Raw genomic sequence first — 14,884 nt, forward strand, 5'->3', positions numbered from 1 at the left:
CGCGCGTAATGGAAAGGGGTTACGCCGCCTCTTCGCTATCTGACGCGACGATGTCGATCCGGTCCAGCGTCAGCGGCCCGTCGTGATCGATCCGGGCAAGGGTCGTCCCATCGGCCCGTAGCTCCGTTCCGGTTTCGGTCGGGCGCAGATCCACGGACGGGGCAGGGCCTTCGGCGTCATAGACAATGAGGATCCGGTCCTCCTCCACGTTAAAATCCTGGATATGGGACGGGCCGCCAGAGGCTCCCGCCTCTTCTCCGGATGTGTCCACAACGAAGGTATCGGCCCCGCTGCCGCCATGCATCAGATCGCTGCCATCGGTCAGCAGCCGGTCCTCCCCCGCACCGCCATTGAGGAAGTCCCGCGCCCCGTCGCGCCCGTCGAGCGTGTCGTTCCCAAAGCCGCCGAACAGCGTATCGGTCCCGGCGCCACCCACAAGACGGTCATCGCCCCCATCTCCGGACAGGCGATCGTTCCCCGCCTCGCCCAGAAGAAGGTCGTCGCCGCCGCCGCCACCCATCCTGTCATCACCATCGCCGCCGATGATCACGTCATCGTCGTTGTGCCCGTACAGATGGTCATCATCCGGGCCTCCGTTGATCCGGTCGGCTTCATCATTGCCGTGGATCATATCCTCTCCCGCGCCGCCGATCAGGATATCCGCGCCCCCGTCGCCTTCGATATGATCGTCCCCGCCCGCGCCATCGATGTAATCGGCCTCCTCGTCGCCGAAGATGATGTCACGCTCCTCGGTCGGGGCCGCTTCTTCCCCGTCCTCGGGATCCTCTCCCGTCAGATCGATATAGTCGGTCACCTGGCCAGTCTCTTCGTCCGAAGTGTTGTCCTGCGACGGTTCATCCTCCGCCTCGTTGCGAAAGCTGTCCGTGACGAAAGCGCCGGCAGCGGCAGCGCCCATGAGGGTCAAAAGGGTAGCAAGCATGGCGAGGTCCTGATGAAACGGATGACCTTCTACCATGTGTCCTGCGGAAAATGGTGGAATTTCGGTACTTTAGGTTAATGCCCCGTGAAGAAAGGCAGGACGGCGGCCAGCACCTCTTCCGGCGTTTCTTCCATCGCGAAATGGCCTGACCGGCAGGTCGCGGTCGTCAGATCGCGGCACCATCGCGACCAGAGCCCTGCCGGATCGCCCGACCGCGCGGGAAAGCCGCCCTCGGCATAAAGGAACAGCGTCGGCGCCTCGATCCGGCCCGTTTCCGCCTCGTCGATGCGGCGGTCCGTTGTCGCTCCCGCACGATAGTCCGCGCACATCGCGTGACGCCGCGCCGGATCGGCCATCTGCGCGCGGTAGCTCTCCAGCGCCTCGGGCGTGAAGGGCGACAGATCCTTCGCAAAGGTCCAAGTTTGCAACGTGTGGTCGAGATATCCTTCCGGATCGGCCGAGATCAGCGTCTCCGGCAGCGGGGCGGGCTGTGCCAGGAAGGTCCAGTGATAGGCCGCCATCGCCAGATCGGCTGTCCAGGCGGCCCAGAAATCGCCCGTCGGCACGATCTCGATAATGCCCATCCGCGCGATCCGCGCCGGATGGTCGAGCGCGAAGCGATAGGTCACCCGCGCGCCCCGGTCGTGGCCAAGGATATGGGCCTGTTCGATGCCGAGCGCCTCCATCAGCCCGGCAATGTCGCGGGCCATGGTTCGCTTGGAGTAGACGGTATGCGCCGCGTCATCCTCGGGCGCGTCTGACGCTCCGTAGCCGCGCAGATCGGGGATGATGACGTCGAAATGCTCGGCCAGCGCCGGAGCGATCCCGGCCCAGCAGCGATGGTTCTCCGGATAGCCGTGCAGCAGGATCAGCGGATGGCCCGCGCCCGCGCGATGGACCGACAGGGTCACCTCGCCGGTGTCGATACGGGTCTGCTCGAAGCCGTCGATCATGTGGGTTCCCAGGGTTCGGGTTGCTGACTATAGGCGATGTAGAGCGGGTGTTTGGGATGCCCGGCCTGACTGAGGCCCAGATGGCTCAAAGCGTGGCCTGCGCCTCGCAAAAGTCGCTCGACCTCCGGCCCGCGATCCAGATAGGCGCCATGGGTACCCCAGGCCGCGACGATGCTATCGGCCCAACCCGCGCCCGCGAGAATCGCCTCGTCATTCGCGGGTCCGACCGGATCGGAGGCCCTTCTGAGCGCCCGCGGATCGGTGTCGCGCCAAGCGAAAATGTTGCAGACGCGGAAGGCCCCGAAGCCCAGCGCCCGGGCGCGCCTCTCGCAGCGCTCGACCGTGGGGTCGTTCTGCACTTCGGTCGCGATGGAGGGGTTGAGCATAACGAAAAGGACCTTTTGCCCCGCCGGATCCCAGATCCGCGTCAGCGCGTATCGATAGCGCTCGCAAGCGGAATAGGTCGCCTCTGAGGGGGCGTCGCCCTTTTGATGGGTGCGAGTGATCATGGGGCTGTTGTCGAACGGAGCCGCTGGCGCGGCAAGTGATTATTTGTCTGGCGCCTCTGGCGGGCGGAGCGGGTCGTTTTGGAGGTCTTGCTTCTGGAGCGGGCAGGATGCCTCCGGCGGGCATATTTATAACAAGATGAAGAGGAGCCGCGCTCAAAGATTGAGGACACGGCTTGGGTGAAGCTGGCCGGCGCGGTAGGTGCCGATCGCGATGGGCTGGCCCTGATGGGAGGCCCAGGCCGTATCGCCGAAATTCGCGGTCGAGGAGAGGACCTCGGCCGGGTTGCCGTTGCGCAGGCGCATGGCGGCCAGTTCCGTGCAGGGCAGCTCCGGCAGGTCGGTGAGCGCGACCTCGACAGGCAAAAGGCGCGCGTCGAGAGCCGGGGTTCGGGCCTCCGCTTCGATCGTGTCAAAGCGAACCGCATCCTCGAGCGTGAAGGGTCTCGACCAGATCCGGCGAAGCGTCTGCACATGAGCGTGGCAGCCCAGCGCCTCTCCCAGGTCGCGTGCGATGGATCGGACATAGCCGCCTTTGCCACAGGTCATCTCGAGCTCTACGTGGTCCGCATCCGGGCGGGCGGTCAGGCGCAGGTCCGAGACATGGAGAGGGCGGGCGGCGATCTCGAACTCTTCGTCGTCCCGGGCCAGCGCATAGGCGCGTTCGCCGTCGATCTTGACGGCGGAGAATTTGGGCGGGATCTGCTGGATATCACCGGTAAAGGCGGGCAGGGCGGCCTCGATCTCGGCATCGGTGGGGCGCAGGTCCGATGTGGCGATCACCTCGCCTTCGGCATCGTCGGTATTGGTCGCGGCGCCCAGGCGGATGGTGAAGCGGTAGGCCTTCTCGGCCTCGGTGATGAAGGGGATCGTCTTGGTTGCCTCGCCCAAAGCCACGGCCAGCAGGCCCATCGCCGCCGGATCGAGCGTGCCCGCATGGCCGGCCTTCTTGGCCTCCAGCGCCCAGCGGATCTTGTTGACGACCGCCGTCGAGGTCGGCCCGGCGGGTTTGTCGACGATCAGCCAGCCCGATATGTCGCGTCCCTTGCGGCGGCGTCCCATGATGTTCTCCTCGCTGGCGGTACGGCGCAGTAGCGCCGTTCGGCGGCCGCGGTCAATCGGTACCGGACGGGTCCGTCACGGCGACGATCGGCCCCATCAGCGGCCCGAAATCCGACCGGCCCATCTGCGGCGCATGCAGCCGCGAGACATTGCCGTCGAAATAAAGCGCCTGCGGCAGCTCCAGCCCGTCGCGAAAGAGCCGCGCAAAGGTGTGGAAATTCACCGGCACATCCGAGATGGCAAAGACCGCGCGATCGCCCCCTACGCTCGTCCCGACGCCGTTGCGGATATAGAGGCTGTCGGAGCCTTCCAGAAACCGCGGATGCAGCGCCCCGTCGATCACCAGCATCGGCCCTGACTGGGTTGCTCCGCTGCAAACGGGCGCCTCGTCCAGAAAGCGCAGCGTCTCGATCACCTGCGCGCGCCCCTCGGCGAGGCACAGGATTCCGTTCGGCAGCAGGCCGAAATTGCCCGGCCCGTCGCTTGAGATCACGCGCATCTCTTCGGTGCCATCGGCGATGAAATGGCCGACCGGACGGCGGTCGCCATGGTACATGCCCGCATTCATCGCAAAGACCAGATTCCCCTCGGTCGCCGCGTCCAGCCGATTGAAATGCCCGTGCAGCGCGCCCTCCTCGTCCTTAAGGAACAGCCCCAGCCGGTCGGTCCCAGGATCCACCTCGCAGATGGTGAAGGGCTTTCCGTCGAACCGGATCTGGTCGCACTCCACGGCGGCGGCCGGTCCCGCGAGGACCAGTAGGGCAAGAAGAGGCCGGATCATGCGCTCTCGTCGCCCGCATCAATATCGCGGCGCACCGTCTCTTCAGAGAGCAGGCGGCGGGTGTCGTCCATCCGGTCGAAGGTCTCGTCGATCTGGAACCGGATCTCGGGCGAGAATTTCAGCGTCAGCCCCTTCGACACCGCGCGCCGCAGCTCATGCCGGTTGCGCCGCAGCGCATCGAGCGCGGCCTCCCGGTCCTTGCCGCCGAGGGGCAGCACAAACGCAGTGGCGACGCGCAGATCGGGAGACGTGCGCACCTCGCCCACGGTGATCGACATCGCGTTGAGGTCAGGATCGTGGATATCGCCGCGATTGAGCACATCCGACAGGGTGCGCCGGATCAGCTCTCCCACCCGAAGTTGCCGTTGGGAGGGGCCCGCGCCCTCGTGATGTCGGTTTCTGGCCATGGGCCTGATCTAAGCCCTTGTCGGGGGCTTGCCAAGCGACCGCCTCGCCCGGTTTAACCGCGAGAGCCCGGGATGGGCAGATCGGACAAGGAGAAGCGCCATGGTGGGCATCGCGGTGGCCGGAGGATCGGGCCGGATGGGACAGATGCTGATCCGCGAGATTGCGGACCATGCGGATGCGCGGCTTTCGGCGGTGATCGAGCGGGCCGGGCATGACTGGATCGGCCAGGATGCGGGCACGGCGATGGGCGGTGCGGCGCTGGGCGTGGCAGTGACGGATGAGGCCGATACGGCGATTGCGGGCGCGGATGTGCTGATCGATTTCACCTCGCCGCAAGCAACGGTGGGCTTCGCGGACCTGGCTGCCAAGGCGGGCACGGCCCATGTCATCGGCACGACCGGGTTCGAGGCGGCGCATTTGCAGGCCATCGCCAAGGCCGCTGAAAAGATCGCCATCGTGCGCGCCGGGAACATGTCGCTGGGGGTCAACCTTCTGACGATGCTGACCCGGCAGGTGGCGGCGGCCCTGGGCGAGAGCTTCGATATCGAGATCGTCGAGACCCATCACAACCGCAAGGTCGACGCCCCCAGCGGCACCGCCCTGATGCTGGGCGAGGCGGCGGCAGAGGGGCGTGGACACAGGCTCGAGGACATCGCCGACCGCGCCCGGGACGGCATCACAGGCGCGCGCAAACCGGGCGATATCGGCTTTGCTGCCCTGCGCGGCGGCGATGTGGTCGGAGAGCATGACGTGATCTTCGCCGGACCCGGGGAGCGGATTGTCCTGAGACATATCGCCGATGACCGCTCGCTCTTCGCCAAAGGGGCGATCCGCGCCGCGCTCTGGGCCAAGGATCAGTCCGCCGGGGAATACGACATGCTGGACGTGCTTGAGCTTCGCTAGATACGCCCTTGGGTTGAAGCACTTTTTCGGGATACCCCGAAAATTTTTCGTGTAGCTCCATCGGAACTGGAGTATGGGTGCCCTATATTAACTCGACACAGCATCTGGAGTACTCGGGATGTATCGTATTTTAGCTATTGTTGCGGTCGCGCTTGCGCCCGTGGTTTCGAACGCACAAACCCTGATTTCCGACCGCGACGCCTTCGTTCAGGCGGTCGGCGGCAAGACCTTGTCGCGTCCTCTGCAACGTTTCATCCTTGGCCCCAACGGGGAAATCCAGGGCACCGCTTCGGGCCGTGACCTCACCGGCAGCTGGAACTGGCAGGACGGCATGTTCTGCTGGGATCTACGCTGGGGCGGCCAGATACTCGAGAATGACTGCCAGCAGGTCGCCGTCGAGGGCTCGACCGTTTATCTCCGCAAGAACCGCGGAGCGGGCCAGCAGGCCAGCTACAGCATCGAATAGCGGGGTGCGCGATCAAAAATCGATCGCGATCCCTTTCTTTTCCCAATCGCCGTAGCGGACCGGGTCCGGTCCGTCGCGCCCGCCTAGCTCGGTTGGGCGCGCCTTTTCCGCCGCATCGCGGGCCTTGCGCCGCTCTTCGGCTTCGGCCAGGGCGCGCCGGGCTTCGGGCGGAAGCTGCCGCGTGTCAGGCTGATCGGTCATGGCGCAGGTCCTTGTTGCTTGCTGCTGCCTGATATAGAGGGCGCGGGTTTACCGCGACAAGAGGACCGAATGACCCGGATCAGCTTCCGATGAAACCTGGCCTGCCCGCACGCCGCGCCGCCCTCTACCTTCTGACGGGGGTCACCGAGCATAATCGCCTGATGTCCGAGCTGATCGGCGGCGGCGCGCTCGAAAAGCTCGAACCGGCGGATCGCGCGCGCGCCCAGCGGCTGGCGGTCGCCGCGCTCAGACATCTCGACCGCGCGGACCGGATGCTCAAACCTTTCCTGCGCAAGCCGCCGCCTCTCGCGGTTCAGAACATCCTCCGGCTCGGCGTGGTCGAGATCTGCGGCGAAGGCGCCGCCTCCCATGCCGTCGTCGATGCCTGCGTCGATCTGGCGGCGCAGGGCAAGCACACAGCCTCGCTCAAGGGCCTCGTCAATGCCGTCCTGCGCAAGGCCGACCAGCCGGCCCTGTGGGAGAAAGCGGGCCAGTCGCGCCTGCCCGATTGGCTCAGGGACCCTCTGATCGCCGCCTATGGCAAAGACCGCGTCGCCCGGATGGAGCAGGTTACCGCCAGCGCTCCGCCGCTCGATCTAACGGCCCGCAAGGATGCCCAGGCGGTGGCCGAGGCGACAGGCGGCACGCTTCTGCCGACCGGATCGGTCCGGCTCACCGATCCCGGCCAGGTCTCGCGGTTGCCCGGCTATGACACCGGCGACTGGTGGGTGCAGGACGCCGCCGCCGCGCTGCCCGCCCGTATCCTCGCCCCGGCCAACGGCGAAAGCGTGATCGACCTTTGCGCCGCGCCCGGCGGCAAGACGCTGCAACTGGCCGCCGCCGGGGCGACCGTGCTCGCCGTCGACGCTTCCGAGACCCGCTTGGCGCGCGTTTCTGAAAACCTCGCCCGCACCGGCCTCACTGCCGAGCTGCAGACCGGCGACGCCCGCGAGGTCACGCAGACCGCAAGCGCGATCCTCCTCGATGCGCCGTGTTCGGCCACCGGCACGCTGCGCCGCCATCCCGATCTGCCCTATGCCAAGGACGGATCGGAATTTGCCGCCCTCATCGATCTGCAAACCCAGATGCTGGATCATGCAATCTCCCTACTCAAGCCGGGCGGGCGGCTGGTCTTCTGCACCTGCTCACTCCTGCCAGACGAAGGCGAGGTCCAGGTCGAAGAGGCACTGATCCGCCACAAGGATATCTCCGCCGACAGCGAGGCGCTCAAGCTGCCGGGCATCGATCCCGCTTGGATCACCTCCGAAGGCGGCCTGCGCCTCACCCCCGACCAGCAGGCGGGCATCGGCGGCTGGGATGGATTTTACATGGCCTGCCTCAGAAAGGCCGGGTGACAGCCCGACCGCGTCGGCATATTATCGCTCAAACGAGAGGCGGCAGGCCCGCCCGAGACCGAGGCGACGCACCATTGGCAGTCTCTGACGCCCAACCCCAAGTCCCGCTGCGTGTGGGATTTCTCGACCGGGTCCATGCCCGCTGGGCGACGCGCGGCTCCGTGCGCGGGACCTTCGCCGTCTCGCCAGAGCCGCGCAGCATCGGGCACCTGTCGCGGGGCCGCCAACTGGCCGCCGGGGATTTCCTCTTTGCCGGGGACCTCATCCGCCAGCCCGGATCGGACCTATGGCAGATCGATCCGCCCACCCCCCGGTTCGAGGCCGAGTTGCACCGCTTCGGCTGGCTTGCCGATCTCGCCGCCTTGGGCGGTGCAAAAGGGCGCACCATCGCCCAGCGCTGGGTCCTTGGCTGGATCGACGCGTTCGGTGACGGAACCGGCCCTGGCTGGACGCCGGAGCTGACCGGGCGGCGGCTGATCGAATGCGTCCACCACTCGCAGATGCTCCTGCGCAAGCTCGAACCTGCCGACGCCGACCGGATCCGCGGCTCGCTCCGGCAGCAGGCCGTTTTTCTGGGCCGCCGCTGGACCTCCGCGCCCGGCGGCCTTGCGCGGTTCGAGGCGTTGACGGGCCTTCTGATCGCCGCCTGCGCGATCGAGGGGCTCGACCGCTTCATCGGTCCGGCCTCCGACGGTCTGTCCCGCGCGGCGACCAAGGACATCGACGCCGGCGGCGGCATACCGACCCGCAATCCCGAGGATCTGCTCAGCCTCTTCACGCTGTTGCAATGGGCCGAAGGCGCGCTGGCCGAGGCCGGGCACGAACCCCGCGCCGGGCACCAGACCGCGATGGAGCGGATCGCCCCGGTCCTGCGCGCCCTGCGCCACAGCGATGGCGGTCTGGCCCGGTTCCACGGCGGCGGGCGCGGCGTCGAAGGGCGGCTGGACGAGGCCCTCGCCGGATCGGGCCTGCGCGCGGCCATCGGCGACGGCCCGCATATGGGCTATGCCCGCCTTGCATCGGGGCGCACGACGATCCTGGCCGACGCCGCGCCACCGCCAATGCGCGCTTTCTCCCTCAAAGCCCATGCCGCGACCTGCGCCTTCGAGATGACATCAGGGCGGCGTCCGCTGATCGTCAATTGCGGCCCCGGTGCCGATTTCGGCCCGGTCTGGAGCCGCGCCAGTCGCGCCACGCCCTCCCAGTCGACGCTCGGGCTCGAAGGTGTCTCCTCCTCCCGCATCGCCAAACGCCAGAACGGCAACCCGCTTGTCGAAGGTCCCCAGGAGGTCGGTGTCCAGTTCCGCAAGCACCGCAACGGCACCCGGCTTGAGCTGTCCCATGATGGCTATACCGAAAGCTACGGCCTGACCCATCGTCGCAGTCTCGAGCTGTCGCGCGACGGCCGCTCGCTCAGCGGAGAGGACATGCTCGTCGCCGCCCAGAAGATGCACGAGATCCGCTTCGACCGGATCATGAAGGAACTCGACCAGCAAGGCGTCGGCTTCACCATCCGCTTTCATCTGCATCCCGATGTGCAGGCCTCCCTCGACGAGGATCTCAACTACGTCCGCCTGACCCTGATGAGCGGGGAGGTCTGGAATTTCGGCTTCGAAGGCTACGAGACGCTGGCGCTCGATCCGTCCGTTTATCTCGAGCGCGGAAATCTCAAACCGCAGACAACGCAACAGATCGTCTTGACGGGGCGGGCGATGTCCTATTCGACGCGGGTGCGCTGGATTCTGGCCAAGTCGCAGACGACGCCCGATGCCTTGCGCGATCTCAATATCGAGATGACCGATGCCGACGAGTAAAAAGGACCTCGCCCCATGACCGACATCCGCCCCGTGCGCCGCGCTCTTATCTCGGTCTCCGACAAGACGGGGCTCAAGGCGCTGGGCCGCGCGCTCGCGGATCGCGGGATCGAGCTTGTCTCGACCGGCGGCACCGCCGCCGAGCTGCGCGCGGGCGGGCTCGAGGTGCGCGATGTCTCGGATCTGACGGGCTTTCCCGAAATGATGGACGGCCGCGTCAAGACGCTGCATCCGGGCGTGCATGGCGGGCTTCTGGCCCTCCGGGACAAAGACGACCACGTCGCCTCCATGGAGGAACACGGCATCGCGCCCATCGATCTTCTGATCGTCAATCTCTATCCGTTCGAGGAAACCGTCGCCAGAGGCGCGGACTGGGACGACTGTATCGAGAATATCGACATCGGAGGCCCCGCCATGCTCCGCGCAGCGGCCAAGAACCATGCCTTCGTCGCCGTCGTCACCGATCCACAGGATTACGAGCCGCTTCTGGGCGAGCTTTCCGCCCATGACGGCACGACGCTCGACTTCCGCCGCAAGCTGGCGCTGAACACCTATAGCCGCACCGCCGCCTACGACACGGCGGTCTCCACCTGGATGGGCGGCGCGCTGGACGAGGCGCATCCCCGGCGCCGCAGCTTCACTGGCACGCTGGCCGATACGATGCGCTACGGCGAGAACCCTCATCAGGCCGCCGCCTTCTACACCGACGGCACGAACCGCGCGGGCGTCGCCACAGCCCGGCAGCTTCAGGGCAAGGCGCTCAGCTACAACAATGTTGCCGACACCGATGCCGCGTTCGAACTGGTCTCGGAATTCGACGCCCCCGCCTGCGCCATCATCAAGCACGCCAATCCCTGCGGCGTGGCCACCGGTGCCACCCTGCTCGACGCCTACCGCGCCGCCTTCGATTGCGACCGCACCAGCGCTTTCGGCGGCATCATCGCCACGAATCGCCCACTCGATGCCGAGACGGCCAAGGCCATGGCCGAGATCTTCACCGAAGTCGTCATCGCCCCCGGCTATAAGGCCGAGGCGCAGAACGTCCTTTCGGCCAAGAAGAACCTGCGCCTCCTCGTCACCTCCGCCATGGCTGATCCCGGCGAACCGGACCTCATGGTCAAACCGGTCGCGGGCGGTTTTCTGGTGCAGGACAAGGATACCGGACGGCTCGACCCGGTGGATCTGAAGGTCGTGACGGAACGTCAGCCTTCCGAAACGGAATTGAGCGACCTCCTTTTCGCATGGCGCGTCGCCAAGCATGTCAAATCCAACGCCATCGTCTATGCCAAAGGCGGTGCAACCGTAGGTATAGGCGCCGGACAGATGAGCCGGGTCGACAGCACCCGCATCGCAGCCCGCAAATCCGAGGACATGGCCGAGATTCTGGGGCTTGACGCCGCGCCGACAAAAGGGTCGGTAGTGGCATCAGACGCGTTCTTCCCCTTCGCTGACGGTCTGGTCGCGGCAGCTGCCGCCGGTGCAACGGCGGTGATTCAGCCCGGCGGTTCCATGAGGGATGACGACGTGATCGAGGCTGCCAACACAGCAGGACTCGCCATGGTATTTACGGGTATGCGGCATTTTAGGCATTAGCGGTCCGCGACAGCGGCCGGACACGAGCATAGGGAACGGGGCGATGCGCCTGACATTCTGGACGGGTTTTTGGGTCTTCCTGATCGATCAGATCAGCAAATATGTCGTCGTGCATATGCTCGATCTGCAGACCCGAAAGGCCATCGACGTTGTCCCGCCGTTCCTCAACCTCAGGATGGCATGGAACGAAGGCATCAATTTCGGCCTCTTCTCCACCGACTCCAACACGATGCGCTGGATCCTCATCGGTTTCGCCCTCGCCCTGTCGGTCGGCGTCCTGATCTGGATCGCCCGCGAGGCGCCCGGCAAATGGGGCTATGTCTCCGCCGGGATCCTGGTCGGCGGCGCGCTCGGCAACGTGATCGACCGGATCCTCTACGGCGCCGTGGCCGATTTCCTCAACATGTCCTGCTGCGGCATCGACAACCCGTATGCCTTCAACGTCGCCGATATCGCGATTTTCGTGGGCGCCATCGGTCTCATCCTCTTCACCGGTGAGACGAAAGAGACCCGGTCCTCCTCCAAGGTCGCAGGCAAGAACGGCACGTGACGTCGCCGCCGCGTCTTGCTAAAAGGCGCGAAAGACGAATGAGGACGGCAGTGATGCGTGCATTGATGGGGTTGGTGGTGCTGGTTGCCCTGGCGGGCTGCGGCAACAGGAACGGCCTGCACGAAACCTACGACAACCGAAGCGAGGGACCCGACGAATTCGCGGTCCTGCCCGCGCGCCCGCTCGAGGTGCCGAAGACGCTGAACGTTCTGCCCCCGCCGACCCCCGGCGGCGCCAACCGCACCGATGCGACGCCGCGCGCCGACGCTGTTCTCGCGCTGGGCGGCACGCCCAATGCAGGTGCAGGCGCCCCGATCCCGGCGGCCGACAATGCGCTGGTCGCCTCCGCCACGCGCTACGGAGTGCCGCAGGGCATCCGCACGCAGCTGGCGCAGGAGGATGCGGATTTCCGGTCCCGCGCGCCTGGCCTTCGTTTGCTGACCCGCAACCGCTATTACACGCTCTATCGCCAGCAAACGCTCGACGCCTATGCCGAACAAGAGCGGTTCTCCCAGCTCGGTGTTGGCGTGCCATCGGCTTCCCCCTCTCCCGAGCGGCGCAGACGGCTCTTTGGCCTCGTGAACTGACATCTCCCTCACGACCGCGTGGCCGCCGCTTGAACCTTTCGCGGATTACGCCACTTTATTCGTCAGGTTTTCACCCGTCCGGAGGTCCCATGCTGCGCCTGATCGCTGCCTGCATCTGTCTTACCCTGCCCGCCATTGCCGCCGCCGACGAGACGGTGACCAACTTCACCCTCGATAACGGGCTCGAGGTCGTCGTGATCGAGGATCACCGCGCCCCTGTCGTCGTCCAGATGGTCTGGTATCGCAGCGGATCGGCGGATGAACCGGTTGGATCCTCCGGCGTCGCGCATTTCCTCGAACACCTGACCTTCAAGCAGACCGAAAACCTCGCCCCCGGAGAGCTGTCGGCAACCGTCGCCGCCAATGGTGGATCGGACAACGCCTTCACCAGCTACGACTACACCGCCTATTTCCAGCGCATCGCCGCCGACCGGCTCGAGCTTGTGATGTCAATGGAAGCGGACCGGATGGAGAACCTGTTGCTCAAGCAAGAAGACATCGCGACCGAGCGGGACGTCATCCTCGAAGAACGCTCCCAGCGCACCGATACTTCGCCGGGTGCGCTTCTCAACGAACAGATCCGCGCGGCCCAGTTTCTCAACCATCGCTACGGCGTGCCGATCATCGGTTGGCGTCACGAGATGGAAGCGCTCGACATGGACGATGCGCAGACCTTCTACGAGACGTTCTACGCCCCCAATAACGCGGTTCTCGTGATCGCAGGCGATGTCGACCCCGAAGAGGTGCGCGCCCTGGCCGAACAATATTACGGGCCCATCCCCGCCAATGCTGATATCCCAGAGCGCGTCCGCCCGGCAGAGCCGCCGCAAAACGCGGCCCGCCGCGTCGTCTTCGAGGATCAGCGCGTCGCGCAGCCCTATATCTCCCGCAGCTATCTCGCCCCTGAACGCGATCCCGGCGCGCAGGAAGATGCCGCCGCCCTGACCGTTCTGGCCCAGCTTCTCGGCGGGTCGAACTTCACCAGCGTTCTCAACGACAAGCTGCAATTCGAAGAACAGATCGCCGTCTACACTTCCGCCTTCTACGACGGGCAGGCGCTCGACGACACCAGCTTCTCGCTCGTCGTCGTGCCCAGCGATGGCATCACCTTGGACGAGGCCGAAGCCGCGCTCGACCGCGTCATCGCCGAATTCCTCGACGAGGGCGTCGATGCCGAGCAGCTCGACCGCATCAAGATGCAGCTCCGCGCCAGCCAGATCTATGCCCGCGACAACGTGCAATCCGCCGCCAACCGCTACGGCTCTGCTTTGACCAGCGGCCTCACGGTCGAGGATGTGCAGGCCTGGCCCGACATCCTGCAAGAGGTTACCGCCGGCGACGTAATGGAGGCCGCCCGCGTCGTCTTTGATCCGCGCGCCTCGGTGACCGGTATCCTCAAGGCCCCCACCACGGAACTCTCGGAGGTCAGCCAATGATCCGCTTTCTTGTTCTCGCCTTCGTCCTGATCGCCGGACCCCTCCGCGCCGAGATCGACATCAAGGAGGTCACCTCCCCCGGCGGCATCACCGCCTGGCTGGTCGAGGATCACGCCATCCCCTTCACCGCGCTCGAGATCCGTTTCAAAGGCGGCGCCTCGCTCGATGCGGGCGGCAAGCGCGGCGCCATCAACCTGATGACCGGCCTGATCGAGGAAGGCGCGGGCGATCTGACCGCGCAGGAGTTCCAAGCCGCCCGCGAAAGCCTCGCCGCCAGCTACAGCTTCAACGTCTACGACGATGCGCTCTCCATCGGCGCGCGCTTCCTGACCGAAAACCGCGACGAGGCCGTCGATCTTCTGCGCCTCGCCCTGACCCAGCCCCGCTTCGATGAGGACGCGATCGAGCGTGTGCGCGGCCAGGTCATCGCGGGCATCCGCTCCGACACCAAGGACCCGAACGAGCTGGCCTCGACCGCCTTCTCCGCCGAAGCCTTCGGCACCCATCCCTACGGCACGTCTGAAAGCGGCACGATCGACACGGTCAGCGGCCTGACGCGCGATGATCTGATCGCCGCGCATCAGGCCGTCCTCGCCCGCGACCGCATCTTCGTCAGCGCCGTCGGCGACATCACTGCCGATGAACTGACGACGCTTCTCGACACTCTCCTTGGCGATCTGCCCGAAACCGGCGCCCCCATGCCCGAAGAGGTCGAGGTCGCGCTCGAACCCGGCGTCACCGTGGTGCCCTTCGACAACCCGCAATCCACAGTCCTCTTCGGCCACGAGGGGATCACCCGCGACGACGAAGACTTCTTCGCCGCCTATATCCTCAATGTCATCCTTGGCGGCCCGAACTTCGAAAGCCGCCTGATGCGCGAGGTCCGCGTCGAACGCGGCCTCACCTACGGCATCTACACCTACCTCGTGCCCAAGGATTACGCCGCGCTCTATCTCGGCTCCGTCGCCTCCTCGAACGACCGGGTCGCCGAGGCGATCGAGGTCATTCGCGACCAATGGGCCGGTATGGCCGAGACCGGCGTCACCGAGGACGAGCTCGAGACCGCCAAGACCTACCTCACCGGTGCCTATCCCCTCCGATTTGATGGCAACGGCCCCATCGCCGACATCCTCGTCGGCCTCCAGATGGAGGATCTGGGCCTCGACTATGTCCAGACCCGCAACGACAAGGTCAACGCCGTCACGCTCGAGGAGATCAACCGCGTCGCCGCCGAGATCCTGCAACCGGACGCCCTGCACTTCACTGTTGTCGGTCAGCCAGACGGGCTTGAGACAACGAACTAGGGTTCCAGAATCGCGCAGCGCCATG

General features: G+C 65.9%; 16 protein-coding genes. 9 read left to right on the forward strand and 7 right to left on the reverse strand.

Translation table 11 applies throughout. The annotated features are described in order from the left end of the window. Positions 1–19: 19 nt before the first annotated feature. The 6 genes from AAD018_RS02315 to rbfA all read right to left on the reverse strand — a co-directional run bounded on the left by AAD018_RS02315 (position 20) and on the right by rbfA (position 4,649). Positions 20–940, reverse strand: coding sequence for a calcium-binding protein (locus tag AAD018_RS02315; RefSeq protein ID WP_367313743.1), 921 nt, complete (start codon positions 938–940; stop codon positions 20–22). A 74-nt stretch (positions 941–1,014) separates the two neighbouring features. Beyond that, entirely contained in the window at positions 1,015–1,893 is an 879-nt protein-coding gene (locus AAD018_RS02320) for an alpha/beta fold hydrolase (protein WP_367313741.1), read from the reverse strand. Next, positions 1,890–2,402, reverse strand: coding sequence for a DUF1643 domain-containing protein (locus AAD018_RS02325; RefSeq protein WP_367313739.1), 513 nt, complete (start codon positions 2,400–2,402; stop codon positions 1,890–1,892). Before AAD018_RS02325 ends, AAD018_RS02320 begins: the two co-directional genes overlap by 4 nt. Positions 2,403–2,555: 153 nt before the next feature. Then, positions 2,556–3,461, reverse strand: a complete 906-nt coding sequence (gene truB, locus AAD018_RS02330; protein WP_367313738.1) for a tRNA pseudouridine(55) synthase TruB — start codon at positions 3,459–3,461, stop codon at positions 2,556–2,558. A gap of 52 nt (positions 3,462–3,513) precedes the next feature. After that, on the reverse strand, positions 3,514–4,242 hold the full coding sequence (locus AAD018_RS02335) for a phosphodiester glycosidase family protein (protein WP_367313737.1): 729 nt from the start codon (positions 4,240–4,242) through the stop codon (positions 3,514–3,516). Continuing rightward, positions 4,239–4,649, reverse strand: a complete 411-nt coding sequence (rbfA, locus tag AAD018_RS02340; protein WP_367313736.1) for a 30S ribosome-binding factor RbfA — start codon at positions 4,647–4,649, stop codon at positions 4,239–4,241. Before rbfA ends, AAD018_RS02335 begins: the two co-directional genes overlap by 4 nt. A gap of 100 nt (positions 4,650–4,749) precedes the next feature. Here rbfA and dapB point away from each other — a divergent pair, with 100 nt between their 5' ends. Together dapB and AAD018_RS02350 are read left to right on the forward strand one after the other, a co-directional pair. Next, complete coding sequence (dapB, locus tag AAD018_RS02345; RefSeq protein ID WP_367313735.1) at positions 4,750–5,553, forward strand: 4-hydroxy-tetrahydrodipicolinate reductase; 804 nt, start codon at positions 4,750–4,752, stop codon at positions 5,551–5,553. Positions 5,554–5,671: 118 nt separating this feature from the next. Beyond that, complete coding sequence (locus AAD018_RS02350; RefSeq protein ID WP_367313734.1) at positions 5,672–6,019, forward strand: dihydrodipicolinate reductase; 348 nt, start codon at positions 5,672–5,674, stop codon at positions 6,017–6,019. Positions 6,020–6,031: 12 nt separating this feature from the next. On the opposite strand, the gene AAD018_RS02355 is transcribed toward AAD018_RS02350, so the two are convergent. After that, positions 6,032–6,220 carry a DUF1674 domain-containing protein gene (locus tag AAD018_RS02355; RefSeq protein WP_367313733.1) on the reverse strand — a complete coding sequence of 63 codons (189 nt, stop codon included), beginning with the start codon at positions 6,218–6,220 and terminating at the stop codon, positions 6,032–6,034. Between the two features lie 89 nt (positions 6,221–6,309). On the opposite strand from AAD018_RS02355, the gene AAD018_RS02360 reads away from it, so the two are divergent. The 7 genes from AAD018_RS02360 (at position 6,310) to AAD018_RS02390 (ending at position 14,859) form a co-directional block, all read left to right on the forward strand. After that, entirely contained in the window at positions 6,310–7,575 is a 1,266-nt protein-coding gene (locus AAD018_RS02360) for an RsmB/NOP family class I SAM-dependent RNA methyltransferase (protein ID WP_367313732.1), read from the forward strand. A 74-nt stretch (positions 7,576–7,649) separates the two neighbouring features. Next, on the forward strand, positions 7,650–9,389 hold the full coding sequence (locus AAD018_RS02365; RefSeq protein WP_367313731.1) for a heparinase II/III family protein: 1,740 nt from the start codon (positions 7,650–7,652) through the stop codon (positions 9,387–9,389). Positions 9,390–9,404: 15 nt separating this feature from the next. Continuing rightward, positions 9,405–10,982, forward strand: a complete 1,578-nt coding sequence (gene purH / locus AAD018_RS02370) for a bifunctional phosphoribosylaminoimidazolecarboxamide formyltransferase/IMP cyclohydrolase (RefSeq protein ID WP_367313730.1) — start codon at positions 9,405–9,407, stop codon at positions 10,980–10,982. A 43-nt stretch (positions 10,983–11,025) separates the two neighbouring features. Continuing rightward, complete coding sequence (gene lspA, locus AAD018_RS02375) at positions 11,026–11,532, forward strand: signal peptidase II (RefSeq protein WP_367313729.1); 507 nt, start codon at positions 11,026–11,028, stop codon at positions 11,530–11,532. A 53-nt stretch (positions 11,533–11,585) separates the two neighbouring features. Next, the gene (locus tag AAD018_RS02380; RefSeq protein ID WP_367313728.1) at positions 11,586–12,119 is read left to right on the forward strand and encodes a DUF3035 domain-containing protein; all 534 of its coding nucleotides are present in this window, start codon (positions 11,586–11,588) and stop codon (positions 12,117–12,119) included. A gap of 89 nt (positions 12,120–12,208) precedes the next feature. Beyond that, on the forward strand, positions 12,209–13,555 hold the full coding sequence (locus AAD018_RS02385) for a M16 family metallopeptidase (protein WP_367313726.1): 1,347 nt from the start codon (positions 12,209–12,211) through the stop codon (positions 13,553–13,555). Further along, positions 13,552–14,859: a M16 family metallopeptidase gene (locus AAD018_RS02390; RefSeq protein WP_367313725.1), complete on the forward strand. Its 1,308-nt coding sequence runs from the start codon at positions 13,552–13,554 to the stop codon at positions 14,857–14,859. Before AAD018_RS02385 ends, AAD018_RS02390 begins: the two co-directional genes overlap by 4 nt. The last annotated feature ends 25 nt before the right edge of the window (positions 14,860–14,884 follow it).

The sequence above is a fragment of the Aestuariibius insulae genome, from assembly GCF_040783535.2.
Classification (GTDB): domain Bacteria; phylum Pseudomonadota; class Alphaproteobacteria; order Rhodobacterales; family Rhodobacteraceae; genus Aestuariibius; species Aestuariibius insulae.